This is a genomic window from Xylophilus sp. PBN-3R (assembly GCF_057747805.1).
In genome coordinates this window covers 2,760,827-2,786,978 of sequence record NZ_CM173225.1, presented here as the reverse complement: position 1 = coordinate 2,786,978, position 26,152 = coordinate 2,760,827, and the positions used below count along the sequence as shown (strand labels likewise).

The window sequence follows — 26,152 nt, the reverse complement described above, 5'->3', positions numbered from 1 at the left end:
TTTTTTCAGGGCTTGGAGGCGACGGCCAGGGCCTCGGCGGCAATGCGGCGGCGGCTGCGCACCACCAGCCAGGTCACCCACAGCAGGGTGACGCAGGCGAACACGCCCACCACCAGAAACACGTCATTGAAAGCCATCACGTTGGCTTCCCGCGTAACCGTCTGGCTCAGGAGGCTGCTGCCCTGGGCCTGGCGCAGCACCGGGTCGTCGACCACCCGGCCGTACGCACCGGCGCCAGACTGCAACCGCGCGGCCACCTGCGGATCGGCCAGCGCGATCGACTGCACCAGTTCATGCGAATGGAATTTCTCGCGCACCACCTGGAAGGTGCCCAGGAGCGCACTTCCGGCGAGGCCGCCCAGGCTTTGGGTGATGCTGAACAGGGCCGAGAAACTGACGATGTGCGACGGCCCTTTCTTGAGCGCCGACGTCAACCCGAACAGCAAGGCCGGTCCCATGAACAGAGCGGTCGCGAAACCCAGCAGCGACTGGCTGAACATGAAGTCCTGCGGCCGGTACAGGCTGGTGGCGCGGGTGTCCAGGAAACTGCCCAGGGCGATGCAGCCCAGCGCGACGGCGACCGGTGTGCCCAGCCGCAGCGGGTTGATGGTCAGCGCGCTGGTGGCGATGCCGGCCACCGTCGCCAGGGTCACCCAGCCGAACAGCCCGCCCAGCTGGTCGTTGTTGACGCCCAGCGCCGTCAGCAGGCCCACCACGCCGAAGGTCTGTTCCGACAGCAGCAGCCGCAGCAGCGTGGCCACCAGCGCAAACCGCACGATGTCGCCGCTGCCCAGCCAGCGGGTGTTGAGCAGCGGGTTGGCCCGGTTGTGTTCGATCACCAGCGCGGCCGACAACAGCGCGATCGCGCCGCACAGCGCCCAGCCGAGCCACGCCACCTCGGTCCACCAGACGATGCGGCCCTGGCCCAGCACTGCGCACAGCAGGGCCATGCCGGGCGCGAAAAGCGCGAAGGTGACCAGGTCGAGTTTTTCGAAGACCTTGATGCGTTCGCTGGGCGGCAGCCGGTACAACGCCACCGCTGCCAGGCACAGCAGCGCCAGGCCGAGCTCGAAGTAATACAGCGTCCGCCAGCCACCGAATTCGAGCAGGTTGGAAGAAAACAGCCGCGACATCGGCGTCGCCAGCTGCGGCACGCCGACGCCCAGCACGATGGCCTTGAGCCGCCAGCGCGCGGGCAGGGCCTGGATGAAATAGAACAGCGACAAGGAAGACAGCACGCCCGCCGACACCCCGCTGGCCGCCCGCACCGCGATCGCGCTGGCGAAGCTGTGCACGAACAGGTGGCCCAGCGTCAGTGCCACGTAGCCGCCCAGGAAGATGCGGATGAAAAGGTTGAGCCCGAACTGCTGCCTGAACTTGATCAGCAGCATGTTCATGCAGATGTTGGTCATCAGGTAGGCGGTCGACAGCCAGGCCGCCTGGTCGCTGTACAGGCCCAGCGCGCCCTGCACGTTGAGCAGGTTCGAGTTGATCAGCGCGTTGCCGAAACCGCCGGTCAGCCCCACCAGCAGCGCCACGAAGAAGTAGGCGATGCGCCGGCTGCGCGGGTGTTCGGGCGTGGCCGGCGAGCCGGGCATCATCGCCCGCTCGTGCGGCTTGAATTCGTAGGCGGGCTCGACCGGCTCGTCCGACGCGGTACCAGCCGGCCGGAGGCGCCAGGGGAAGCGTTGGCTGGGGGCGGTGGCGTTATTCGGCATCGGGACGCAATTTAGCAAGTTCCGCCGGCTTGTCGGGCACGACCGGCGCGGCTAGGCTTCGCCTCCATTTGCACGAAGGTGAATTTCAGATGAAAGCTCCCGGGCCGATCGCCACGTCCGTTGTCCGCCTGCCCGAACTCGCCAGGCTCGACGCCTTTTTCGTCGCGGGGCCCGCAGGCCGCTTCGACGACGACAGCAAATCGAACATCCCGCAGATCTGGCCGAAGCTGGTCGGCGCCCTGCCTTTCGAAGGCCAGCTGGCCGGTTGGAAAACCTACGGCGTGGTCAGCGACATGAACTGCAGCGACGGCAGCTTCGAATACCTGGCCGGTGTGGCGGTGCTGCCGGATTGCGAACTGCCGGCGGGGTTCACCCGCATCAGGATTCCCCCGTCGGACTACCTGGTGTTCCGGATCACCCTCGACGGTTCGGCGGTGCATCCGCAGGTCAAGGCGGCGCTGGCGAAGATCTGGGGAGAACTCGTTCCCGCGTCGGGCCACAAGCCCGGCAAAAGCCCCAATTTCGAGCTGTACGAAAGTGACTTCGCGCCGGATCTCCCGGGCGTGGTCATCGACTTCCACGTCCCGGTCGAAGCAGCATCTCCCGCACCCGGTCTGCCAGCGTCTCGACCGGAAACGGCTTGGTGATCACCGCCATGCCGGGGTCGAGCTGGCCGTTGCCGACGGCCGCGTTTTCTGCATAACCGGTGATGAACAGCACCTTCAGGTCCGGCCGGACGAGCCTCGCCGCGTCGGCCATCTGCCGGCCGTTCATGCCGCCGGGCAGTCCCACGTCGCTGATCAGCAGGTCGATACGGACGTCCGACTGCAGGATTTTCAGCCCGGCCACGCTGTCGGCCGCCTCGATCACGGTGTAGCCCAGGTCCTGCAGCACGTCGGTGACCAGCATGCGGACGGTGGGTTCGTCGTCCACCACCAGCACGGCTTCGCCCTGGTCCGAGCGCGACGGCGGCCGCAACTGCACCGTGGTTTCGTCGATGTCGCCATCGACATGGTGGCGCGGCAGGTAGATGCAGACGGTGCTGCCGATGCCGACTTCCGAATAGATGCGCACCTGACCGCCCGACTGCTTGGCGAATCCGTAGATCATCGACAGGCCCAGCCCGGTGCCCTGGCCGATGGGTTTGGTGGTGAAGAAGGGCTCGAACACCCGTTCGATGATCTCCGGCGACATGCCGCAGCCGGTATCGGTCACGCAAAGGGACAGGTACTGGCCCTCGGGCAGGTCATGCGTCAGCGCGCCATGCCGGTCCAGCCACTTGTTGGCGGTCTCGATGGTGATGCGGCCGCCGTCCGGCATGGCGTCGCGGGCGTTGATGCACAGGTTGAGCAGTGCGTTTTCCAGCTGCGACGGGTCGACCAGCGCCGGCCACAGGCCGCCGGCGCCGACCACTTCCAGTTCGACCGCCGGGCCCACGGTGCGGCGCACCAGCTCTTCCATGCCGGCGACCAGGCGGTTGATGTTGGTCGGCTTGGGATCCAGCGTCTGCCGGCGTGAAAACGCGAGCAGCCGGTGGGTGAGGGCGGCGGCGCGTTTGACCGCACCCTGCGCCGCGCCCATGTAACGCTCCACGTCGTCCTGTCGCCCTTGCGCCAGGCGCACGCCGATCAGTTGCAGCGCGCCGGAAATGCCGGCCAGCAGGTTGTTGAAATCGTGCGCCAGGCCGCCGGTCAACTGACCCACCGCTTCCATCTTCTGCGACTGCCGCAGGGCTTCCTGGGCGCTGACCAGTTCGGCGGTGCGATCTGAAACCCGCTGCTCCAGCTGGTCGTTCAGGGTGCGCAGCATGGCGATGGCGCGGTCACGTTCGGCTGCGACCGCACGCCGGTCGTCGACGTCGATCAGCACACCCGGGAAACTCGCGCCGCTGCCGTCCGGCGCAAGGTCGACCCGGCCGTTGGCCTCGATCCAGTAATACTTTCCGTCATCGCGCCGCACCCGATATTGGTGGGCATAGGCACCGCCGCGGGCAATCACCTCGTCGATGGCCTGGATCAGTCCGCCGCGGTCGTCCGGATGCACGGTGGCGATGATCTGTTCCAGCGGAATGCCGTCGTGTCCCAGCGCCGGGTCGATGCCGAAACTGCGCGCAAAACTCGCGTCGATGGTGAAGCGGTCGGTCGGCAGGTCCCACACCCAGGTGCCGATGATGGCGCCGGCGCCGAGCGCCAGCTGCACGCGCTGTGCGTTGGCGCGTGCGTTCTCGTGTTCCGCCGCAGCACGCCTTTCGGCCAGCACCCGTTCGGTGGTCTCGATCACCAGGGCAATGACACCGAGGATGCGACCGCTCTCGTCGTAGGCCGGTGAATATTCGAGGTTGGCCCAGAGCATGCGCGGACCGCCGTTGCGTTCGAGCACCAGTTCTTGGTTCTGGTAGACCAGCGTGCCGCCTTCGCGGTAGACCTTCTGCAACACGTTGGCATTGAAATCCGCCACTTCGTGCCAGCCCTCGAGCACGTTGGTGCCCAGGATGGATGGGTGGCGGTTGCCGGCGAATTCGCGGTAGGCGTCGTTGTAGATCATCACGCCGGTGTCGCCCCACAGCGTCACCATCGGCGTCGGACTGTGCAGCACGAAAGCCAGCACCGCCTTCATTTCGGCCTGCCAGTGCTCGATGGGGCCGATGGGAGTCGAGGCCCAGTCGAAGCGGTCCACCAGTTCACCCAGCTCACCCGCGTTTTTCAGGAAGGTGCGGGAAGAAGCGGGAGCGGTGGCGGTTTTCATCGGGCAGCACTATGCCTCATCAATGCCTGTGCCGGCCGCTTGTCACAAATCTCTTTGCCCGCGCCGGCACACGCAAGAACGCCTCCAAGCCGGCAACGCAGGCCCCGGCAGCGCGCCGTTGATTCACGCTCGCAGGCAAGGGCGGTCGAACATGCCGGCCGAGTCGGTGCCATGGCCGGGAATCACGCAATTTGCAACTGCGACGTACAGGGTTTCGCTATAGTCTACGGAACATAGCGATGCAATCGAAGAACAAGCCAGGAACCGCCATGCCGACCCCGCCACCTTTCAAGTTCGCCACTGCCTCTGGGAACGCCATTGCGCCGGTCTGCTGCAGCGCGGACGACGGGCACGATGCGGCCGTGGTGGAGGCCGCCACGCGTCACGGCCGGCTGAAGATCTCCGACCTGGACACTCATTTCCAGTGTTCGGTCATCGGCACCTGCATGACGACCGCGGGGATGCGCAAGGTGATGTCGCGTTTTATCCATGTTCAGGGTGTCAGTGACCTGGACATCCACCACGAGGCGGTGTTGCTGGCATCCGAGCCCGGCCTGGCCGCGAAGGCGCTTCACAAGGCGCTGGACCGCCAGCACGAGCGGACGGTGCTGCGTTTCGCACGCGTCACCGAAACCGCCGCGCTGCTGGCGCTGTGGCAGGAAGCACTGCACAGCGGCGACATTCCCGGCGCCTACTGGGCGTTGCTGACCCATCGGCACGCCACCCCCGAGCTTCGCAGGCAGGTCTTCGGCGACGTCCACATGCTGTCCCACCTGGTGGGCGCGGCCAACCGGGCAGACATCCGGCGGCTGGTGGCGCTGGAGCAATCCAACGCCGAATTGCGCGAACAGGTCGAGCAATACCAGGCGCGCCATCTGGTGCGGGAAGAAGACATTCACGACCTGCAGCGTGAACTGGCCGGTGTGCGCCAGTTGCTGGAAGCGGCGCGCCGATCGCCACCATTGCCCGACGACCGGCAGGAGAACAGGGACAAGGCCCAGGCGGCATCCGAACAGGTCGCCCTGCAGACCCAGCGTCGCGAAGCGGCAGAGCAGTCGGCTGCAAAAGCACAGGCCACCACGGCACGGCTGGTGGAAGAGATCGGCTTCGTGCGCAAACACGCTGCCACGCTGGCAGTCGAACTGGCCGCAGCCGAGGCTCAGCTGAGGGACCTGGCCGGCGACGGCCCTTCAGCAGAGGTCGGCACCGGTCTCGATCACCGGTTGGCGGGGCGGCGCATCCTCTATGTTGGCGGGCGGCCGAGTTCGACGCCTTCGATCCGCGCCCTGGTGGAACGGCACGGCGGCGACTTCCGTCACCACGACGGCGGGCTGGAAGACCGAAAGGGCCTGCTGGCCGCCAATGTGGGCTGGGCCGAATTGGTGGTGTTTCCGGTGGACTGCGTGGACCACGATTCGGTCGGCCAGCTCAAGCGCCTCTGCCTGCGGCACGGCATCGAGTTCTGGCCCTTGCGCAGCGCGGGCATCGGCAGTTTTGCGGCTGCACTCGGAGCCGTCACGCGGTCGGTCGTCGATGCCGGAGAACCGCCTCGCCAGCCCTGTCCCAAACACGGCTGAAGCCTGCCCGATGGCCCGGTCTAGTGCGACGCGGTGTCGTACTCCGCAGGTGCGGTTTCGCCTGCCAGTGCCTTCAGCAGGTTGGTGGTCGCCAAAGTCGCCATCGCATGGCGGGTTTCGTGGGTGGCCGAGCCGATGTGCGGCAGCGGCGTCACCTTGGGGTGGGTGCGCAGCGGAGAATCCTGCGGAAGCGGTTCGGTGGCGAAGACATCCAGCCCGGCAGCGCGCAGCGTGCCGTGGTCCAGCGCCTGCAGCAACGCTGGTTCCTGCACCGTGGCGCCACGCCCGCCGTTGACGAAGACCGCGCCGGCTTTCATTTTCGCGAACATGGCCGCGTCGATCAGCCCGCGTGTAGCCGGCGTCAGCGGCAGCAGGGCGACCACGATGTCGGATTGCGCCAGGAGATCGTCCAGCGGGGTATGGATGGCCAGGCCCTGCAGCGGCGTGCCCGACAGGTCGACCTCGCGCCGTGTGTGGTACAGCACCGGCATGCCAAAACCCAGTGCGGCGCGGCGGGCCAGCGCCTGCCCGATGCGGCCGAAACCGAGCAGCCCCAGCGTCTTGCCGTGCACGTCGGTGCCGAACAGGTCTTCGCCGATGTTCCTGGTCCAGCGGCCTTCGCGCACCAGCGTCGACAGCTCCACGATGCGGCGGCTGCTGGCCATGATGAGAGCGAACACCGTGTCGGCCACGGTTTCGTCGAGCACGCCGGGCGTGTGGCACAGCGTGATGCCGCGCTGGTGCAGGGCGGCCAGGTCGTAGTTGTCCACGCCGACTGAAACACTGGACACGACTTCGAGCCGGGGTGCTCGTGCCAGCAGTTCCGCATCGACCGGATAGCTGGAGCCGATGAGGCCGTGGGCGGTCGCCAGGGCGGCGTCGAAAGCCGGTTTTTCAGCCGCCTTGCGCGGGTTTGCGACGACGACGGAGTGGTCGGCCTGCAGCCGCGCCAACTGTTCGTCGGGCAGTTCGCGGAAGACCAGGATGTTCTTGCGTTCGGTCATGTCGGGCGGGTTTCTAAAGGCCGGCAGCCTGCAGTTCGGCCAGGGTCGGCAAACCTTCCGAGTCGCCCAGCACCTGCACCTGCCGGGCGCCGATCCAGCTGCCGCGGCGTGTGGCTTCCCGCACGCTGCGGCCTTCCAGCAGGGCGCTGATGACACCCACCGCAAAACCGTCGCCGGCGCCCACCGTGTCGACCACCTTGGCGACCGGGAAACCTTCGACGTGGCCGGTGCCCGCATCGGCATCGTCGTAATACGCACCGGCTTCGCCCAGCTTGACGATGACCAGCCGTGAGCCGGCATCGCGATAGAACCTGGCGATGCCTTCGGCGGTCCGTTCACCGGTCAGAAGACGGCCTTCTTCCAGGCCGGGCATCACTGCATGCGCCTTGGCGGCCAGGCGGTTGATCTCGGTGCGCATGACTTCGGTGGAAGCCCACAACGTGGGCCGAAGGTTGGGATCGAAAGACACGCTGCGGCCGGCGGCCAGCGCCACGTCGATGCTGCGGTGCGCGGCTTCCAGGCTGCTGGCCGAGATGGCGGCGAACACACCGGTCGCATGCAGGTGGCGGGTGGCCTGCAGCCAGGTGGCGTCGACATCGTCTGCGCACATCAGGCTGGCGGCCGAACCCTTGCGGTGGTATTCGACCGGCGGGTCGCTGCCGTCGTCGACCCGCCCCTTGAACTGGAAACCGGTGCGTTGCGTCGGGTCGCAGACCACGCGGGCGCAGTCCACGCCTTCCTTCTGCAACTCGGCCATCAGGTAGCGGCCGAGCGAGTCGGCGCCCAGCCGGCTGGCCCAGCCCACCCGCAGGCCCAGGCGCGCCAGGCCGACGGCCACGTTGATCTCCGCACCGGCCATGCGGCGATGGAAGGTCTCGACCAACTCCAGCGGGCCGGGTTCGCCGGCGATGAACAGGGTCATGGCCTCGCCGAAGACCGCCACGTCGCGGGCTGCGCCGGGCAGCGGCGCGGTGAAGGGGGATGGAGAGGATAAGGGCGCGCTCATGCGGTTTCCTTCTGCAGGCGGGCGGCTGCGCGCAGCACTTCCACCTCGCGGCGGGTGACGGCCACCAGGTCGTCGCCGGCCAATGGATATTCGATGGCCCAGGGCACGTCGGCCGGCAGGCCGCGCAGGACCGCTCGCCAGGGCGCGGCCGATTCGGCCAGCGGCACCGCCACCCATTTGTCGGGCCGGCGGAACACGCCCTTGGTGTGCACATACGTGACACGGCTGCCGAAGGCGGCGGCGGCCTGCAGCGGGCATTCGCCCAGGTAATGCCAGTTGCCCAGGTCGAAGGTCATCGGCAGGGCAAGTGCGGCGGCATCGGCGGCGGCGAAGAATTTCCGGAGTGCGCCCAGCGTGCCGGCGGTTGGGGTCTGGTCGTTCTCGATGACCATCTCGCAGCTGGCGTCGGCCAGCACGGTCTTGAGTATGTCGAGCGATTGCACCGAATGCGGCCCGAAACCGCCGACGGACATCTTGACCCGGGCCGCACCCAGCTGGGCGGTGATGTCCAGCGCGCGTTGCAGGACGCCGATGGCCAGGGTGCCGTCGGCGGTCCACAGGCCTTCGGGTTCGGAATAGACCTTCACATTACCGGCGTTGCGCAGGGCCGCAAGCTCGGCGCTGCGACTGCCGGTAGCGCCCAGCAACTCGCCACGCACTTCGACGCCGTCGGCGCCGGCTTCGCGCGAGAGTCCGGCGAAATACAGCTGGCCGTGGCGCATCACTTCGGCGGCGCCGAAGGAGGTCAGGGAAATCAGGATGGGCGGCGCTTCGGTCATCGGGCTCATCGGGTTCAGGCGTGGTTCGAGCTGAGGATCTGGCCCAGGAAGGTGCGGGTCTTCTCGTTCTGCGGATTCGAGAAGAACTCCTTCGGCGGCGCCTGCTCGACGATCCTGCCTTCGGCCATGAAGATCACCCGGTCGGCGACGCTGCGCGCAAAACCCATCTCGTGGGTGACACACAGCATGGTCATGCCGTCGTCGGCCAGCGAAATCATGGTGTCCAGCACTTCCTTGACCATCTCGGGGTCGAGCGCCGAAGTGGGTTCGTCGAACAGCATGATCTTCGGCGCCATGCACAGCGCGCGGGCGATGGCCACCCGCTGCTGCTGGCCGCCGGACAGCTGGCTGGGGTACTTCTTCGCCTGCTCCGGAATGCGCACCCGGGTCAGGTATTTCATGGCCACCTCTTCGGCCTGCGCCTTGTCCAGGCCGCGCGAACGCATCGGCGCCAGGGTGCAGTTCTCGAGGATGGTCAGGTGCGGGAACAGGTTGAACTGCTGGAACACCATGCCGACCTCGGCCCGTACCCGGTCGACGTTCTTGCCGCCGGCCGTCAGCTCGATGCCGTCCACCAGGATGCGGCCCTGCTGCACCGTCTCGAGACGGTTGATGCAACGGATCAGCGTGGACTTGCCCGAGCCCGAAGGCCCGCACACGACGATGCGTTCGCCGGTGCGCACGCTCAGGTCGATGCCGGTGAGCACCTGGAATTGCCCGTACCACTTGTTCACCCCCTCCATGCGGATGATGGGTTCTTGCGGTGCGGCGGTGGTGACAGGGTCCGTCATGCTCGTGGCTCTCTTGCGGGGACTTGCGGTGGGGCTTGCGGGAATCGTGATTGCTTACTGGAACTTCGGCAGGTCGGCGCCCAGCCACTTCTGATAGAGCTTGTTCAGCTCGCCGTCGGCGCTGCGTTTGGCGACAAAGTCGTTGACCGTCTTTTCGAGTTCGGCCTGGCCGGGACGCATGGCAATGCCCATGTTCTGCTGCACCAGGTTGAACTTGTTTTCATACATGCCGGCAGGCGCACGTTTGGCGATCTGCGCAGCCACGGTGACCGAGCAGCCGATGGCGTCGACCTGGCCCGAGAGCAGTGCCTGCATGGCCGACGCGTCGTCGTCGAAACGGCGGATCTCGGTGCCTTCCGGTGCAGCCTTGGTGACCGCGATGTCCTGCGTGGAAGCACGTGCCACGCCGATGCGTTTGCCCTTCAGGGCGGAAGCGTCGGCGATGGCATCGGTTTTCTTGCCGTACAGCACGATGGTGGCGGCCGCGTAGGGCTGCGAGAAGGTGACCTGCTTGGCGCGTTCCGGCGTGACGGCCAGCGAGGCGACCAGCACGTCGACCTTGTTGGTCAGCAGGAAGGGAATGCGGTTGGGGCCTGTGACCGGCACGATGTTGACCTTGACGCCCAGGTCCTTGGCCAGCAGCTTGGCCACGTCGGCGTCGTAGCCGTCGGGCTGGTTCTGCGCATTGGTGGTGCCGTACGGCGGGAAATCGACGAGCATGCCGATGGTGATCTCGCCCTTTTTCTTGATGTCGGCGATGGACTGCGCATGGGCCGGCGCGATGCCGGCCAGGCCGGTGCCCAGGACCAGGGCGGCGGCGACGAGGGTGCGGCGTGGGATGAAGCGGTGCATGGAAGTCTCCTTTTGCGGGAACGGTCGAAGAAGGTGAAAGGCGCTGGTCCGGTCAGCGGCTGAGGGCGGAAGCCAGGCGGCGTTCCATGTGGGCGGCCAGCAGCGACAGCGGCCAGCACATCACGAAGTAGATGGCGGCCACCACACTGAACACCAGCAGCGGCTGGAAGGTGGCGTTGTTGACGATCTGGCCGGCGCGGGTGATCTCGGTGAAACCGATGATGGCCGCCAGCGAGGTGCCCTTGATGACCTGCACCAGGTAACCCACCGTGGGCGGCACGGCGATCTTCCAGGCCTGGGGCAGCACCACGTCACGCATGCGCGAGGTGTACGACAGGTTGAGCGCCTCGGCGGCTTCCCACTGGCCGCGCGGAATGGCCTCGATGCAGCCGCGCCAGATCTGGCCCAGGAAGGCGGCCGTGTTGAGCGACAGCGCCACGCCGGCGGCGACCCAGGGATTGATGTCCAGCCCGAGGATGGGTGCGCCGAAGAAGATCAGGAACAGTTGCAGCAGCAGCGGCGTGCCCTGGAATACCTGCACGAAAGCCGTAGCCAGGCCCCGCACCCAGGCCAGCGGCGAGACCCGCGACAGGGCGACCACCAGGCCACCGATGCCGCCGAAGAAAACGGCGATGGCCGACAGCGCCAGGGTCCACCTGGCGGCTTCGAGAATGAACCAGAACTCGGGAGTACCGAAAGTACGCATGGCGGTTTCCTTACTTCCGGTCGGGATAGTTGAGCGTGGCGTTGAACACTAGCTTGAAGAGCGCCGAGAACGCCATCGACAGCAGCAGGTAGATGCCGGCGACCACGATGTAGATCTCGAAGCTGCGGAAGGTTTGCGACTGCAGGTTGGCAGCGACCGAGGTGAGGTCGTCCGCCGAAATGACCGACACCACCGCCGAGCTGAGCATCAGCAGGATGAACTGGCTGGTCAGCGCCGGATAGATGGCGCGCAGCGCGGGTTTGATGATCACGAAACGGAAGATTTCCCAGCGCTTGAGGTTGAGCGCCAGCCCGGCCTCGACCTGGCCCCTGGGGATGGACTCGATGCCGGCGCGGATGATCTCGGCGGCGTAGGCGCCGAGATTGACCACCAGCGCGGTGAGCGCCGCGGTGTAGGGGGACCAGCGCAGGCCCAAGGCGGGCAGCGCGAAGAAAAAGAAGAACAGCTGAACCAGGAACGGCGTGTTGCGGATCAGCTCGATGTAGGTGTTGATCAGGAAACGCAACGGCCTGGGGCCGGAGGTCTTGCCCCAGGCGCACAGCACGGCGACCACCAGGCCCAGCACCATCGCCAGGAAGGACAGCTGGATGGTGGTCCAGGTGCCCTTGAGCAGCAGGGGCCAGGCGGCGAACACGTCGCCGAATTGGAAGGTGTAATTCACGGAAGGTCGGCCACACCGGAGTGCTGGGCCATGTCTGAAACCGGTTTCAGTGTAGGTCCGCAGATGGCGCGGCCGACCTGGGATTTACCCTGAAGCGGGGAGAATCGCCCGTTTCGGCTCAGCTCAGCAAGGCCGACCGGCTGGAGCCGCGCACCATCAGGCGGCCGGGCAGGAGGATCTCGCGCGGTGCGTGGGTGGCCCCGTTCAGCCGCTGCAGCAGACATTCGACGGCGGCCTTGCCCAGGGCATCGGTCGGTTGCGCGACAGTGGTCAGGCCGGGGCCGATCAGCGGTGCCCAGTCGGTGTCGTCGAAGCCGATGAAACCGAGGTCGCGGCCCCATTGCCAGCCCAGCCCGGCCACCACCGTCGCGACACGCAAGGTGGTGACCGCATTGCCGGTGATCACCGCGGGCTGGCGGCCGTCGGCATTGGCGGCATCACGCAACCGGCCCAGCGCGGCGCGCAGGGCGGTGTCGTCGGTTTCATGCTCCAGCACCTCGCCGTGGATGCCTGCGGACGCGGCCAGCGCCTGGAAGGCGAGCGCCCGTTCGTGCCGCGAACTCACGTCCTCCAGCGGCTCGGTGACGAACATCACATGGCGGAAACCGGCGTCGATCAGGTGCCGCAGCGCGGTGTGCGCAGCGGCGGTGTTGTCGAGCGACACGAAGTCGGCCGCCAGACTGTCGTTGCGCCGGTCGACCAGCACCATCGGCCGGGCCTTGCTTGCGGCCTCGGCCATGGCGGCGGCGTCGTCGCCCACCCGGTTCAGGATGAAACCCTCGACCTGGTAAGACGCCAGCGCCTCGATGGCCTGCCGTTCGCGTCCGCTTTCGTTGCCCAGGTTGAACAGCATGACCAGGTAGCCGGCTTCCTGGCAGGCTTTCTCGGCGCCGCGCAGCACGGCCACCGAGAACGGGTTGGTGACGTCGGCCACCACCAGCCCGATCAGCCGCGATCGGCCGCGCTTGAGGGCCTGCGCCATCGGGCTGGGCGAATAGGCGAGGGCGGCGACGGCGGCCTGCACCCGGGCGGCGATGTCGGGCGTGAGCAGCGTCTCTCGGTGGTTGAAGTAACGCGAGACGGTGGCCTTGGAAACTCCGGCCGCCTGGGCGACATCGGCGATGGTGGCCCGGCCCGAAGGGATTTGGAGGGCCGGAGGCGCGGAAGCCGCGGAAGCCGCGGGCATCGCGGGAAGGGCAGGGACGGTGGGCATGGCGGCGAATGGTAATGCCGGGCCCGGCCTGTTCGGCACCAGCCCTGACAATCGACGTCTTCCTTGCCCCGTCCTGAAAGCTGCCTTCCATGTGGATGATCGTCGCGTCGCTTCTTTTTGCCGTCATGGGCGTGTGTGTCAAGAAGGGTGCGGCCTTCTTCAGCAGCGCCGAACTGGTGTTCTGGCGGGGAGTCGTCAGCGCCTTGGTCATCGCAGTGCTGGCCTGGTCGCAGGGCATCAGCCTGCGCACCACGCACTTCAAGCTGCATGCGTCGCGCAGCCTGGTGGGCAGTTTCTCGATGTCCGCCTGGTTCTATGCGCTGGCCTATCTGCCGCTCGGGGCCGCCATGACCCTCAACTACCTGAGCAGCGTCTGGGTGGCGCTGTTCCTGGTGGGGGCGGGTTTCATGGCCTACGTGACCGGCAGTACGAAAGAGGGCGAGAGCCGCATGCTGGTCGGCCAGCTGGCGCTGCTTTCGACGGTGGTGGCCGGGTTCGGCGGAGTGGTGATGATCCTCAAGCCCGGTGCCGATCCGCAGGCCATCGCAGCCACTCTTTCAGGTTTGTTGTCGGGCCTGCTGGCGGCTTTCGCCTATCTGCAAGTGGTGGCGCTGACCCGTGCCGGCGAGCCCGAGATGCGGGTGGTGTTTTATTACGCGCTGGCGACCGCCCTGGTCGGCGGGCTGTGGATGCTGGTTTCCAAGACATCCACCTGGCACTGGGCCCATGCGGCCTGGCTGCTGCTGATCGGCCTGTCGGCCGCATTCGGGCAACTGGCGCTGACGCGGGCCTATGGCGCGACGCGGTCGCATGTCGAGACGCTGGTGGTGGCCAACCTGCAGTACTGCGGCATCCTGTTCGCGGTGCTTTTCGGCATCTGGTTCTTCGACGAACACGTCGACCTGGTCGGCTGGATCGGTATCGTGGTGGTGGTGGTCAGCAGCATTGCGGCCACCACCATCCGCGACCGTTTGTTCCCCAAGGCACCGGTCGAAGAACACTAGGCCCGGCCGGGCGGTCGATAAACTCGTGCGCTTTCTCGCAACGTCACCTACCTGCATGCGTTTCCACGCCCCGACAGTCTTGACCGCCCTGGACGCCTGGCGTCGCCCGCTGACGCTGATCGCCGCGACGGCCGTGTGGGCCCTGGCCGGTTGCAGCAGCACGCCACCGGCCGGCAGCACCGCGACGCCCGCCACGGCGGCCGCCACGCCGGCCGCCGTGGCGGCGTCCGCTGCCCCCGGCATCCGGATAGGCATCGCGCTGGGCGGCGGCGCGGCCAAGGGGTTCGCGCACATCGGTGTCATCAAGATGCTGGAAGCCAACGGTTTCGCGCCGACGGTGGTGGCGGGCACCAGCGCTGGCAGCGTGGTCGGCGCCCTGTATGCCAGCGGCTTGAATGCCTTCGAACTGCAGGAAAAAGCGGTGGCGCTGGACGAGACCAGGATCCGCGACCTGCAGCTTTCGTCCGGCGGCCTGGTGCTGGGTCAGAAGCTCGAGGACTATGTCAACGAACAGGTGCGCCGCCAGCCGCTGGAGCGCCTGGCGAAGCCCTTCGCCGCCGTCGCCACCCGGCTCGAGGACGGCGAGCGCACCGTGTTCCAGCGCGGCAACACCGGCCAGGCGGTGAGGGCCTCGAGCAGCGTGCCGGGTGTCTTCCAGCCGGTGGCCATCGGCAAATACCACTTCGTGGACGGTGGTGTCGTCAGCCCGGTGCCGGTCGATGCGGCCCGCCAGCTGGGCGCCGACGTGGTGATCGCGGTGGACATCTCCAGCAAGGCGCGGGGCCAGACGCCCGCCGGCATGCTGGCGACGCTCGGCCAGTCGATCGCCATCATGGGACAGAAGCTCGGGCAGGCCGAGCTGGCGCGGGCCGACGTCATCGTGCGGCCGCAGGTGCTGGATATCGGTTCCGCCGACTTCACCCAGCGCGCCGCGGCCATCCTGGAAGGCGAAAAAGCCGCCCTGGCCGCCATGCCGCAGATCCGAGAGCGGGTGGGCCAGCTGCTGGCATCACGCGAACAGGCCACCCGGCTGGCGCAGCAGAAGGCGGCGGAAGCCCAGCACCAGGCCTGCCTGGAGCAGCGGTCACGGCTGCAGAAGCTGGCCGGCATGGCAGGTCTGGACTCCGCCTGCACTGCACCGTGACGCCGACAGAGTCGTCCGCGAAACCCGCGCGTCGCCGCCAGGTCGACCGCTCCGCCGTCACCCGCGCCCTGCTGCTCGAGACCGCCCTGGCGCTGGTGAGCGAGAAGGGCGTGGACCGCGCCACCATCCTGGAGGTCGCGCAGCGGGCCGGCCTGACGGCCGGCGCGGTGCAGCATCATTTCCCCAGCAAGGCACACCTAATGGTCAGCCTGGTGGAGCACATCCTCAGCCAGCGCATCGCGGACGGCGGGGTATGGCCGGATGCTTCCGAACCGCTGCGGCAACGGGCCGGCCTGTTCATCCACGCACTGTGGGAGCGCAGTTATTCGACGCCGCGTTTCATCGCCGCCTGGAACCTGTACCTGCGGTTGACCGACGACAAAGGCACCCGCGAAGAACTGGCCGGACGCAGGCAGCTGAGCGGCCAGCAACTGCTGTCGCGTTTCCTGGAAGTCTTCCCGGAGATGCTGCCGGGAGCCGAGACCGAAACCTTCCTGCAATTGGCCACATCGGTGCTGCGCGGCCTGGGTATCCAGCGGGTGTTCGGCCCGGTCGAACAGTCCGAGGCGGCCCAGCTCGCCATGCTGATCGACATCCTGTTGCAGCGCTGCCGGCCGACCGGTTAGTCATCCGGGTTGGCCTGCAAATTGCATGTTGCAATATAACTATATTGTAACTTTCGAAATCTGGCCGATATGCGAATGATCCGAACCCTGGCGGCGCCCTCCGCCATTGCCCTTGCCATCGCCTCAGCCTCCGGCGGCGCGCAGGCTCACGTTACCGATTTCAAGGTGTTGTCGGTAAAGCCGGCCTTTGAAGGCCGGATGTTCGGGGATGTCGGTGCCTATGAGCGCATCGACGCCATCGCGTCCTTCGCGGTCGACCCCAGGTCGCCGCAGCTCGCTGGTGTGGTGGACCTCGGTCGCGCTCCGGTGAACGCGAAGGGCGAGGTCGAGTTCTCTACGCAGGTCACCGTGCTGCGCGCCGCCGAGCCGGCCAAACGTTCGCCCTTCCTGCTGTACGAAGTGCCCAACCGCGGCCGCAGCCACGCCATGGTCATGCTGAACCTGGGCGCGGTGAGCAACATCCCGACCAAGGCAGTGGAAGCCGGCGACGGCTTTTTGATGAACCGCGGCGACACGGTGGTGTGGAGCGGCTGGCAGGCCGACATCGGCGGGCCGCTGATCAACATGACGCTGCCTTCGGCCGAAGGCGTGAAGGGCGATTCGCGCGAACAGATCATCTTCGACAAGCCGGGTGCGACCGGCACTGCCGAACTGACCTATCCGGCCGCCGACCAGGACCCGTCGCGCGCCCGGCTGACGGTGCGGCTGCACGAAGGCGACACACCTCGCGAACTGAAAGGCGCCTTCCGCTACCTGGCGGCCAACAGGATCGAGATCACCCGGCCCGCGGACATGGATGCCGGCGCCATCTACGAATTCATCTACCCCGCACAGGGCGCCGTGCCGGCCGGCCTGGGGTTTGTCGCCACCCGCGACCTGGTGTCATTTCTGCGCGGTTATCCGGGCCATGCGGTGCCCAGCCCGTTGAGCGGCGTCAGGCACACGTTGACGCTGGGCATCTCGCAGTCGGGCCGATATGTGCGCGACTTCGTTTACGAGGGATTCAACGCCGACGAGAACCAGCGCCGGGTGTTCGACGGCGCCATGCCGCACATCGCCGGCTCGCGCAAGACCTACCTGAACTACCGCCTGGCCCAGCCGGGTCGCTATTCGCGCCAACACGAGGATCACGACTATCCGGGCGACCAGTTTCCCTTCGCCTACGCCGACACGGTAGACCCGGTCAGCGGCAACACCGGCAGCATCCTGTCGGCCTGCAGCCGGACGGCGACCTGCCCGAAGATCATGCATGTCGATTCGTCGACCGAGTTCTGGCAGGCCCGTGCCTATCTGGTCGGCAACACGCCAGACGGCAAGCCGGTGAAGACGCCGGACAACGTGCGCCTGTATCTGGTCGCCGGCGCGCCCCACTTCAACCGTTGGGGTGCCGCGCCCGATGCTGTCGCTGCGTGCTCGCGGCTGGCCAATCCGCTGAACCCGTCGCCGGTGCTGAGGGCCTTGTATGTGTCGCTGGAGCAATGGGTCGCCGACGGCAAGGCACCGCCGCCCAGCCGCTACCCGAGCGTGGCCGACAAGACGCTGGTCAGGCTGGAAGACCTGAAAGAACCGCGCATCGCGGGCAAGGTGACCCGGCCGGCCTTCAACCAGCTGCAGCTTATGGACCACACGGTTCTGCCGCCCGTTCGTGGCAAGGCCTACCCGGCTTACGTACCCGCAGTGGATGCCGACGGCAACGACGTCGGCGGCATACGACTGCCTTACCTGCAGGCCCCGCTCGGCACCTTCACCGGCTGGAACCCGCGCGCCGAAGGTTATGCCGCCGGCGACCTCTGCAACGTCTACGGTGGCTACGTGCCCCTGCCGCGCCAGCCTTCTGCCGACGACAGCCGCGAGGCGCTGTCGACCCGTTATCCGTCGCAGTTGCCGGACTACCTGGCCAGGGTCGATGGCGCGGTGAGTGGGCTGGTGAAAGCCGGCTACATGCTGGAGTCCGACCGCCAGTGGGTGCTGGACCAGGCACGGAAGGACGGCGCCGCCGCCTTCGCGGGCAAGTGAAGCGCCGGCCTGCTGCTTCAGGCGGACGGCGGTGTATCAAAATCGCGGCCCCGCCAACCTGACCGCGATCCGTTTTTTCCATGCAGCCTCTCCTGAACGCCATCTCCTCGATGCCCCTGCCAGCCGAGGCGCAGCGTGTCTTCCACGGCCGGGGCGGGCTGCATCCCGGTTGCAGCCACCTTTCACTGGACTTCTTTCCGCCGGTCTGGCTGCTGACCAGCTTCCAGCCGGTCACCGACGCTGAACTGGCAGCCGTCGGCGAGGCACTGCGGGAACGCTGGCAGACGCTGGCGCCCGGCCAGCCGTTGAACTGGGTTTTCCAGTGCCGCCACGAAGGCCAGAGCAGCACCCGGCTGATGGCCGGTGCGGTGCCCGATCCGCATTGGGTGGAAGAAGACGGCGCGCGTTACCGGGTGCATGTGGACAGGGGCCAGAACCACGGGCTTTTCCTGGATATGAGCGAGGGCCGGCGCTGGGTGCGCGCCCATGTGGCGGCCCGCAACGGCCCGCAATCCCGGGTGAAGGTGCTGAACCTTTTCGCCTACACCTGCGCGTTTTCGGTCGTCGCGCTGCAGGCCGGCGCGCGGCATGTCACCAACCTCGACATGAGCAAGGGCGCGCTGGCGCTGGGCCAGCAGAACCACCGTGCCAACGATGTGCTGGCCCATGCCGGTTTTCTGCCGCACGACCTGTTCAAGTCCTGGGGCAAGGTCACCCGCAGCGGGCCTTACGGGCTGGTCATCGTCGATCCTCCGAGCTACCAGAAAGGCAGCTTCATCGCCACCAAGGACTACGCAAAACTCATCCGGCGTCTGCCCGACCTGCTGGCACCGGACGGCCACGTGCTGCTGTGCCTGAATGCGCCCGAACTGGGACCGGCGTTCTTGCAGGATCAGGTGGCCGAACTGGCTCCCGAACTGATTTTCGTCGAGCGCCTGGCCAACCCGGCCAGCTTTGCGGATGTGTCGGAAGAACGTTCGCTGAAGGTGCTGGTGTACCGCCAGCCGCCGCTCTGACGGATATCAGGATGGCCTGCGCAGCGTGCCCAGCAACAGCGCGGACATCAGTAGCAGGGTGACCACGCCGACCGCCGCGCCGCGGCGCAGGTTGAAGTCCTTAGCCGCCTGGACGAACCGGCCGTAGTCTGCGATTTCGCAGCGGTCTTGCACCGGCACGAAGGTGGGCGAGGGCGCGCCGCTCTTGAAAGCCAGCCGGGTGTAGCGGCTGCAGTCGGCGCCGTCCGCCGCATAGGAATGCCGGGGAATCACCTGTTTCAGCGAAAGGATGGTGAGGCTGCCCGCCAGCGGCACCACCAGCACGACGCAAACGGCGGCAGCGACCCTGAGGTGGCTGCCGCCGATCCTGAATCCACCAAAACACCGCGGTTCGCGAAGTCCAAGAGTTGCCATGTGCCTCTCCTGTTGGCATGTGGCAAATGCTGATGCTTCCGGCCCGCGCCGTCAACGGATGTTCCCCCTTCGGATGGGCCGTCAGCCCTTCTTGACGCCGGTCGAATACTGCGTCTGCGTGCCGGTGAGGTAGCCCACCGATGCGCCGAAGCGGTCCTTGTAGTTGGCGCGCACCAGCGGGTCGAGCGTGGCCTGCACCACCGAGTGGATGCTGCCCCAGTCGCCGGCGTGCTGGAAGTTGCTCATGATGTAGGTCCAGCCGTTGATCTCGTCGACCGCGTGCAGGCCGGTCGATTCGCCGCCCGCGGGGATGGACATGACACGCGACAGCTTCTTGGTGTCGACGTTGTAGGCCCACAGGAAGTTGTTGACGTGCTGGCTGCTGTCTTCGCCGATGAACAGGGTGCGCATCTTTTCGGAGAACTTCAGGTTGTCCGGGTTGGCGATCATGTTCGGGTTGGCGGTGTTGCCCAATGCGTCGGCGGCGATGTCTTCACCGACGATCAGTGCACGGGTCTGCGTCGGCACCCATTCGCTGACGATGGCTGCGCCGGCCGAATCGACCTGTGCGCCGGCGAGGGTGTGCGCCATGACGCCACCGGCGCCCAGCTTCTTGGGCAGGGCGATGTTGGTGGCTGCCGTCCAGCCCTTGCCGCCGGAGACCATCGAGTCCTGGATGTTCTGCAGGGCCGAATAGGCGACCTTGTCCTTGATGTTGACGGTGGTGCCTTCCATCTTCGTGAAGGCCATGCTGCCGCCGACGATGTTGGCGTAGCGGTGGGTTTCCAGGAAGGCCGCCGCGCGTTCCATGCCGGCCTTGACCTTCACCCAGTTGGCCTTGCCGTCGCAATACATCAGGGTGTAACTGCTGTCGATGGTGCCGGCGGGCGTCAGCGGCGATGCGTCGTTCGACCCGTTCTGCACCGCGTACACCACATCGACGATGTCGGTCGGCCTGAGGGTGGCGGCCATGCGTTCGACTTCGGCGCTGGTGGCGTGGCCGAGCTTGATCCAGCTCATGCTGGTGGCGGCGGCGGCCGGGTCGATGGAGTATCCGGCGGCGTAGCGGGCGACGTACAGGGTGCCGGCGGACAGGTCCTTCTCGGCATCGGCCACGAACATGAAAAAGCCGCCGTTGGTGTAGTCGTCACCCATGATGACGGTGCGGTTGTCGGGCATCACCTGCACCAGTTCGTGCGAGATGCGGCCCATGCAGTAATGCTTCTTGATGCTGCCGGTGCCGTCGGGATTGACGGTCACTTCGGGCATGTGGCCGTAGTGGTAGGGGTTGGCGGCGGTTTCGCTGCCGAACACGTTCTTGCTGTAGGCCTTGAACATGGCGCTGCCGGCGGCCACGAAGGCGTCCGGTTCGTATTCTTCGCTCGACAGGTGGGTGTTCCATGGCGACAGGCTGGCGCCGCAGGTGATCCACAGGCCGTGGGCGGCCGAGGTGTCGACGTTGTGGTACTTGACCAGGGTCAGCTTGCCGGTGGTCTGGTCCTGGTCCAGCGTCAGCACGGCGATGGGCGACGGCAGGGTGCCGTAGGTGCTGTTTCCGGCCTGGTCGCGGGTGGTGTATTCGAACTGCACCACGGCGAAGACCGCCTTGCCCTTGATGCCGGCCACGGTGGGGTTGGCCAGTGTCAGCAGCGAGGTGCCGTCCGGCGAATCCGAAAAGAACTGGCGCGACTTGCCGGCCACCGACGCGTCGATGATGGGCTGGTTGTAGGCATCGACGTAACCACCGGCCAGGATGGTGCCGCCCTTGCCGTCCGGCACCAGGTCGCCGGTCATGAAGAAGGGCTGGTAGGCCAGCTGGAAGTCGACGGTGCTGCCGTTGTCGTAACTGATCCGCATGGTCGAGCCGACGCTGGTCGTGGCCATCGCGGCCGGCGTGGCCAGCGTGGGGGCTGCCATGGCCATGATCTCGGCGGACTTGAAGTTGGCGGCGACCACCGGCGGCGTGACGACCGGCGGCGTGGTCGCCGGCGTCGTGACGATGGGATCGTTACCGCCGCCGCATCCGGTGAGGAACGCAACGGTGCCCAGAGGAAGCATCGGGGCTGCGCCGAACATGCGGAGGGCGTTGCGGCGGGTCGTCTTGGTAGCGGTGGCTTGGTTCATGTCGTCATCGTGTGGAGATACTCGTGCGCACCGGCTCTGCGACCGGATGCATGGGTTTCGTATCTTGTTTGTGTTTTATGACGACGCGATGAAGGCCGGATTCGTTCTCGAGTCAAGACGACCGCGCCGCGGGAGCAGTCGGTCAGGTCAGGGTCGGAAACGCGGCTGGTTTGTCACGGTCCGGTAAACAGGGCGTCACGGTGTTTTTGGATGCTTCCGGTCTTTGCCCGGACCGCCATCCGGATGGCGGCTCAGAAACATCCCCACCCCATGAAGAACATTCTTTTGTCCGTGTTCGGCCTCGTGTTGGCCGGCACCCTGGCCGCCTGCGGCGGCAGCAACGACCCGGTGGTGGTGCAGCCCGCACCGACCGCACCCGTCACGCCTGCAACACCCACGCCGACCCCCAATCCCAATCCCAATCCCAACCCCAACCCCAACGCCGATGCCGCCGCTCCGGTGATCCGCTGCGCCCCCTGAAACGAGCCTGCAAAAACATGACCACCCGCCGCAACCTCCTGCGCAACGTCGGCCTGACTTCCGCCACGCTGGCGACGCTCGCCACCTTTCCGCCCGCCATCCGCCGCGCCCTCGCCATACCCGCCAACAACGTGACCGGCACCATCCGGGACGTCGAGCACGTGGTGATCCTGATGCAGGAAAACCGCGCCTTCGACCATTACTTCGGCACCCTGAACGGCGTGCGCGGTTTCGGCGACCGTTTCACCGTGCCGCTGCCCAAGGGCCTGAACGTATGGCAGCAGATCGACGCTGCCGGCAAGGTCATCCTGCCCTTCCATCTGGACGGCACCAAGGGCAACGCACAGCGTGTCAACGGCACGCCGCACACCTGGGTCGACAGCCAGAACGCTTGGGACGGCGGCCGCATGTACCAGTGGCCGCGCTACAAGAACGCCATCTCCATGGGTTTCTTCAAGGAAGCCGAGATCCCGTTCCAGTTCGCCCTGGCCAACGCCTTCACCATCTGCGACGCCTACCACTGCGCCATGCACACCGGAACCGACGCCAACCGCTCGTTCCACATGACCGGCACCAATGGCGCGACGCCGACCGGCGCGGCATTCGTCAACAACGAATGGGATGCCATCGACGGCCTGCCGTCGTCCGCCAACGTCGGCTACACCTGGAAGACCTATGCGGAACGGCTGGAAGAAGCCGGAGTCAGCTGGATCAGCTACCAGAACATGCCCGACGAATGGGGCGACAACATGCTGGGCGCTTTCCAGGCCTTCCGCCGCGCCAACCTGGCATCGGGTTTCCCGGTGTCGAGCGGCGGATCGCCCGGCAAGCCCTACGCCAACACCGGCCAGGCCGTGCCATACAAGGCCTACGACGCGGCCTCGGACAACCCCGGCAATCCGCTCTACAAGGGCATTGCCAACACCTTGCCGGGCAGCACGCCCGAAACCTATCTGGACGCCTTCAAGCGCGACATCCTGGCCGGCCGGCTGCCGCAGGTGTCGTGGATGAACGCGCCGTCGATCTATTGCGAACACCCCGGGCCGTCGAGCCCGGTGCAGGGCGCGTGGTTCCTGCAGGAAGTGCTCGACGCGCTCACCGCCAATCCGGACGTGTGGAGCAAGACGGTGCTGCTGGTCAACTTCGACGAGAACGACGGCTACTTCGACCACGTGCCCTCGCCGTCCGCACCCGGTCGCAACGCCGACGGCAGTTATGCCGGCAAGACCACGCTGGGCCAGGACGCGCTGGCCGCCGAATACTTCGACCATCCGGCGCCTGCCGGCAGCCAGGGCCAGCCGACGCCGGACGGCCGGGTCTACGGCCCCGGCCCGCGAGTGCCGATGTTCGTGGTGTCGCCGTGGAGCCGTGGCGGCTGGGTCGATTCGCAGGTGTTCGACCACACCTCGGTGCTGCGTTTCCTGGAAGCGCGTTTCGGCGTGAAGGAACCCAACATCAGCCCCTTCCGCCGGGCCGTCTGCGGCGACCTGACCAGTGCCTTCAACTTCGCCACGCCCAACAGCGAACCGCTGCCGGTGCTGGCCGGACGCAAGGACCGCGCCGCCGCCGACGACCTGCGCGCCGCGCAGCAACGCCTGGCGCAGATCGCACCGCCGGCGCTGCAATTGCTGCCGACCCAGGGCACCGCCACCCGGCCGTCACGAGCGCTGCCGTACGAGCTGCACGTCAGCGGCCGCAGCGACATCGGCGCCGGCACCATGCGCTTGCTGTTCTCGAACACCGGCACGGCGGCGGCGGTGTTCCATGTCTATGACCAGCTGCACCTGGATCGCCTGCCGCGGCGTTACCTGGTCGAGGCCGGCAAGACCCTGGACGACAGCTGGGCCGCCATGGCCGACGACGCCGGCCGATACGACCTGTGGGTGCTCGGCCCCAACGGATTCCACCGGGGATTCAAGGGCGACCTGAACACGCTGCGTGCTGCGGATGCAGCCGACCCGGAAGTGCGGGTCTGCTACGACATTGCCAACGGCAACGTGTACCTGACTCAGCTGAACCGCGGCAAACGCGCGGCGAAGTTCACCGTGCGTTCGAAGGCCTACCGCACCGACGGCCCGTGGACCGCGACCGTGGCCGGCGCCGCTTCCGCCGACCAGCACTGGGTGCTGGCCGACAGCAGCCAGTGGTACGACTTCGCCGTCACCTGCGACAGCGATCCGGCCTGGTACCGGCGGTTTGCCGGCCGGGTCGAAAACGGCAGGCACACGCTGAGCGACCCGGCCTTGGGATTCGGCGAGATCTGAGGCCGGCCGGTGCAGCGGGCCTTACGGTTGCCTGAAGCGCAGCCACCGCCGCACCCGGCCCCCCAGGCCCACCAGCACCGTGTGCAGGTGGCTGCGCTGGTGCAGGTCGTGCAGCACCGGCGGCATGGCAAGCACGAGCAGCAGCAAGGACAACGGGACCACCCAGAAGAAGCCGACATGACTGAAGCCTGCGGCACCAAACACACCGCCGCCGACAAAGGCCAGCAGCAGGCCGCCATATAGACGCAGCCGCGCGCGGTCGGCCCGCACCCGCTGCTCGGCGGGCAGCCCTTGCCGGTTGCGGTACAGCAGTTTGCCCAGCTCGATGCCGAGGTCGGTCACGTTGCCGGTCATGTGGGTGCTGCGCACCCGTCCGGCCGAAGCCTGCGTGCCGACCGCGTTCTGCAGGCCCATGATGAACGCCAGCAGCAGCACGGTGGGCGGCACCGCAAAAGGCGTGTGGTAACTGAGGGTGATCGCGCCCATCAGCCCGAAGGGCAACAGCAGCGCGGCTTCGAGCAGCAAGGGCAGGGCGAAGGCGCTGCGCAGCCGGTGCTGGCGCGCCCACGCCACCATCAGCGCGGAAGCCGCCGCGCCGGCCACGAAGGAAAGCAGAGCGCCCAGCGCGCTCAGCAGCAATGCCCCCTTGCCCAGGATCATGCTGTCGGCCACCTGCGAGGCGAAACCGGTCATGTGCGAGGTGTACATGCCGACCACCAGGAAACCTCCGGCGTTGACGGCGCCCGCGTTGAATGCCAGCACGAAACCCATCCAGCGGGTGGTGGAGGCACTGCGGTGGCGGTCGGCGATGTGGAGGAGTCGCTGCATTCTGGATAATCGTCAGGCGTTTATTTTTCGCCGGTATTGCTGCGTTTCAGGATGAATGCCGACCAGATTATTCCGGCCACCGTGGTCAGCAGGAAAAGAAATGCCGATATTCTCGGGAAACCTGCCGCGAATAATGCCGTGGCGATCATCATCGCCGCAATCGCCAGATAATGGATGATTTTCAATTTCAGTTCTTCCAGTCGGCGGCATGGATATCGGCCACGATGGCGGCGGCGGCACGCAACAACATCGGCCCGACCTCGTCATGCAGAAAACTGCCTTTCAGCCAGGTTGACGGCCCGCCGACCGAAAGCCCCAGCAGCGTGCGGCCGTCGCCCACGTCCACCGGCGCTGATGCCGCCGAGATCACCGGGTCCCATTCTCCTTCCGTCGTCACGAAGCCCCTTTCCGCAAATTGCGCCCTGGCGCGTGCCAGACGCACGGAATGTGCCGGCCATTCGGGGCCTTCCTCCTTTTCGATCCGCTGCAGCAGGGGCGCACGCTCCGCTTCAGGCATGTGGAACAGCACCGCCTGGCCCATGGAGGTGTAGGCGAAGGGAATCCGCGCACCGACGTCCAGCCCCAGCAAGAGGCGCTGGGTGCTGCGGCAGTGCGCGACGTAGACCATCTCGAGCTGATGCCGGGCACCGAGCGAAACGGCGGCCTGGCATTGTTCTGCCAGGGTCTGCAGTGTCGGGCGGGCGATACGGGCGATGTCGAAGTTGCTGAGCATCGAGAAACCCAGGCCCAGCACGGCAGGGCTCAGCGCGTATTCACCGGTGTCCGGGCGGTGCGCCAGGTAACCCAGCGATGTGAGCGTGAAGGTCAGGCGCGAAACGGTCGCCGCCGGCAGGCCGGTGCGGGCCACCAATTCGCGGTGGCTCAGCCAGCGGTCCTGTGTCCGGAAGACCCGTAGCAGTTCGATGCCGCGGGCGAGGGCGGTGACGAATCGCGCGTCGTCTTCCATCCTGTGGGGCGTTTCGAGGGCCTGCCCAAGCAGGCGTTTTCTACCCATCTGGTCTCCTTATTCCGATATGCGGAATATTAGAAGAGAGCCGCCGATATTGCCTTGGTGGTTATCCCGGGCTGTCGGGTTCGGACTATCCCTAGGTTGTGTTTACGGGCTTGATACCAGGTTCTAAACTCTGTCGGAGTTGAAATTCATATTCCGTCTGCCGGAATAT

General features: G+C 66.7%; 24 protein-coding genes. 9 read left to right on the top strand and 15 right to left on the bottom strand.

Features of this window, described 5'->3' with window-relative positions; translation table 11 throughout:
• Window positions 1-5: 5 nt before the first annotated feature.
• Window positions 6-1,718 carry an MFS transporter gene (locus AC3ANW_RS13235; RefSeq protein ID WP_488341311.1) on the bottom strand — a complete coding sequence of 571 codons (1,713 nt, stop codon included), beginning with the start codon at window positions 1,716-1,718 and terminating at the stop codon, window positions 6-8.
• Between the two features lie 89 nt (window positions 1,719-1,807).
• On the opposite strand from AC3ANW_RS13235, the gene AC3ANW_RS13230 reads away from it, so the two are divergent.
• Entirely contained in the window at window positions 1,808-2,365 is a 558-nt protein-coding gene (locus AC3ANW_RS13230) for a GyrI-like domain-containing protein (protein WP_488341310.1), read from the top strand.
• Here the strand turns inward: AC3ANW_RS13230 and AC3ANW_RS13225 are convergent.
• Window positions 2,286-4,463, bottom strand: coding sequence for an ATP-binding protein (locus AC3ANW_RS13225; protein WP_488341309.1), 2,178 nt, complete (start codon window positions 4,461-4,463; stop codon window positions 2,286-2,288). The genes AC3ANW_RS13230 and AC3ANW_RS13225 overlap by 80 nt on opposite strands.
• A 269-nt stretch (window positions 4,464-4,732) precedes the next feature.
• On the opposite strand from AC3ANW_RS13225, the gene AC3ANW_RS13220 reads away from it, so the two are divergent.
• On the top strand, window positions 4,733-6,040 hold the full coding sequence (locus AC3ANW_RS13220) for a DUF2325 domain-containing protein (RefSeq protein WP_488341308.1): 1,308 nt from the start codon (window positions 4,733-4,735) through the stop codon (window positions 6,038-6,040).
• 20 nt (window positions 6,041-6,060) lie between these two features.
• Here AC3ANW_RS13220 and AC3ANW_RS13215 read toward each other — a convergent pair whose 3' ends face one another.
• The 8 genes from AC3ANW_RS13215 to AC3ANW_RS13180 form a co-directional block, all read right to left on the bottom strand.
• Window positions 6,061-7,044 carry a 2-hydroxyacid dehydrogenase gene (locus AC3ANW_RS13215; protein WP_488341307.1) on the bottom strand — a complete coding sequence of 328 codons (984 nt, stop codon included), beginning with the start codon at window positions 7,042-7,044 and terminating at the stop codon, window positions 6,061-6,063.
• Between the two features lie 13 nt (window positions 7,045-7,057).
• On the bottom strand, window positions 7,058-8,050 hold the full coding sequence (locus tag AC3ANW_RS13210; RefSeq protein ID WP_488341306.1) for a sugar kinase: 993 nt from the start codon (window positions 8,048-8,050) through the stop codon (window positions 7,058-7,060).
• On the bottom strand, window positions 8,047-8,838 hold the full coding sequence (locus tag AC3ANW_RS13205; RefSeq protein ID WP_488341305.1) for a sugar phosphate isomerase/epimerase family protein: 792 nt from the start codon (window positions 8,836-8,838) through the stop codon (window positions 8,047-8,049). The genes AC3ANW_RS13210 and AC3ANW_RS13205 overlap by 4 nt, the downstream gene beginning before the upstream one ends.
• 5 nt (window positions 8,839-8,843) lie before the next feature.
• Window positions 8,844-9,620 (bottom strand): amino acid ABC transporter ATP-binding protein, encoded by a 777-nt coding sequence (locus AC3ANW_RS13200; RefSeq protein ID WP_488341304.1) that lies wholly within the window; start codon window positions 9,618-9,620, stop codon window positions 8,844-8,846.
• Window positions 9,621-9,674: 54 nt separating this feature from the next.
• Entirely contained in the window at window positions 9,675-10,472 is a 798-nt protein-coding gene (locus AC3ANW_RS13195; protein WP_488341303.1) for a transporter substrate-binding domain-containing protein, read from the bottom strand.
• 52 nt (window positions 10,473-10,524) lie between these two features.
• On the bottom strand, window positions 10,525-11,178 hold the full coding sequence (locus AC3ANW_RS13190) for an amino acid ABC transporter permease (protein WP_488341302.1): 654 nt from the start codon (window positions 11,176-11,178) through the stop codon (window positions 10,525-10,527).
• 10 nt (window positions 11,179-11,188) lie between these two features.
• A complete protein-coding gene (locus tag AC3ANW_RS13185; RefSeq protein WP_488341301.1) occupies window positions 11,189-11,860 on the bottom strand; it encodes an amino acid ABC transporter permease in 672 nt (223 codons plus the stop codon).
• Between the two features lie 118 nt (window positions 11,861-11,978).
• Window positions 11,979-13,046, bottom strand: a complete 1,068-nt coding sequence (locus AC3ANW_RS13180) for a LacI family DNA-binding transcriptional regulator (protein WP_488345422.1) — start codon at window positions 13,044-13,046, stop codon at window positions 11,979-11,981.
• Window positions 13,047-13,162: 116 nt separating this feature from the next.
• Between AC3ANW_RS13180 and AC3ANW_RS13175 the strand changes: the two genes are divergently transcribed.
• The 5 genes from AC3ANW_RS13175 (at window position 13,163) to AC3ANW_RS13155 (ending at window position 18,879) form a co-directional block, all read left to right on the top strand.
• Window positions 13,163-14,077 carry a DMT family transporter gene (locus tag AC3ANW_RS13175; RefSeq protein WP_488341300.1) on the top strand — a complete coding sequence of 305 codons (915 nt, stop codon included), beginning with the start codon at window positions 13,163-13,165 and terminating at the stop codon, window positions 14,075-14,077.
• A gap of 88 nt (window positions 14,078-14,165) precedes the next feature.
• On the top strand, window positions 14,166-15,221 hold the full coding sequence (locus AC3ANW_RS13170) for a patatin-like phospholipase family protein (protein WP_488345421.1): 1,056 nt from the start codon (window positions 14,166-14,168) through the stop codon (window positions 15,219-15,221).
• Window positions 15,218-15,847, top strand: coding sequence for a TetR/AcrR family transcriptional regulator (locus AC3ANW_RS13165; protein WP_488341299.1), 630 nt, complete (start codon window positions 15,218-15,220; stop codon window positions 15,845-15,847). The genes AC3ANW_RS13170 and AC3ANW_RS13165 overlap by 4 nt, the downstream gene beginning before the upstream one ends.
• Window positions 15,848-15,922: 75 nt before the next feature.
• Window positions 15,923-17,863: an alpha/beta hydrolase domain-containing protein gene (locus AC3ANW_RS13160; RefSeq protein ID WP_488341298.1), complete on the top strand. Its 1,941-nt coding sequence runs from the start codon at window positions 15,923-15,925 to the stop codon at window positions 17,861-17,863.
• 80 nt (window positions 17,864-17,943) lie between these two features.
• Entirely contained in the window at window positions 17,944-18,879 is a 936-nt protein-coding gene (locus AC3ANW_RS13155; protein ID WP_488341297.1) for a class I SAM-dependent methyltransferase, read from the top strand.
• A gap of 6 nt (window positions 18,880-18,885) precedes the next feature.
• Here AC3ANW_RS13155 and AC3ANW_RS13150 read toward each other — a convergent pair whose 3' ends face one another.
• The gene (locus tag AC3ANW_RS13150) at window positions 18,886-19,272 is read right to left on the bottom strand and encodes a hypothetical protein (protein ID WP_488341296.1); all 387 of its coding nucleotides are present in this window, start codon (window positions 19,270-19,272) and stop codon (window positions 18,886-18,888) included.
• 81 nt (window positions 19,273-19,353) lie between these two features.
• Entirely contained in the window at window positions 19,354-21,396 is a 2,043-nt protein-coding gene (locus tag AC3ANW_RS13145) for a PhoX family protein (protein ID WP_488341295.1), read from the bottom strand.
• A gap of 270 nt (window positions 21,397-21,666) precedes the next feature.
• Between AC3ANW_RS13145 and AC3ANW_RS13140 the strand changes: the two genes are divergently transcribed.
• Window positions 21,667-21,876 carry a hypothetical protein gene (locus AC3ANW_RS13140; protein ID WP_488341294.1) on the top strand — a complete coding sequence of 70 codons (210 nt, stop codon included), beginning with the start codon at window positions 21,667-21,669 and terminating at the stop codon, window positions 21,874-21,876.
• Between the two features lie 17 nt (window positions 21,877-21,893).
• On the top strand, window positions 21,894-24,140 hold the full coding sequence (locus AC3ANW_RS13135; RefSeq protein WP_488341293.1) for a phosphocholine-specific phospholipase C: 2,247 nt from the start codon (window positions 21,894-21,896) through the stop codon (window positions 24,138-24,140).
• A 21-nt stretch (window positions 24,141-24,161) separates the two neighbouring features.
• On the opposite strand, the gene AC3ANW_RS13130 is transcribed toward AC3ANW_RS13135, so the two are convergent.
• Genes AC3ANW_RS13130 through AC3ANW_RS13120 form a run of 3 tightly spaced genes read right to left on the bottom strand, consistent with a single transcriptional unit; the run spans window position 24,162 to window position 25,983 of the window.
• Entirely contained in the window at window positions 24,162-24,968 is an 807-nt protein-coding gene (locus tag AC3ANW_RS13130) for a YoaK family protein (RefSeq protein ID WP_488341292.1), read from the bottom strand.
• A 20-nt stretch (window positions 24,969-24,988) separates the two neighbouring features.
• A complete protein-coding gene (locus tag AC3ANW_RS13125; RefSeq protein WP_488341291.1) occupies window positions 24,989-25,153 on the bottom strand; it encodes a hypothetical protein in 165 nt (54 codons plus the stop codon).
• Between the two features lie 2 nt (window positions 25,154-25,155).
• Complete coding sequence (locus AC3ANW_RS13120) at window positions 25,156-25,983, bottom strand: IclR family transcriptional regulator (RefSeq protein WP_488341290.1); 828 nt, start codon at window positions 25,981-25,983, stop codon at window positions 25,156-25,158.
• Between the last annotated feature and the right edge of the window lie 169 nt (window positions 25,984-26,152).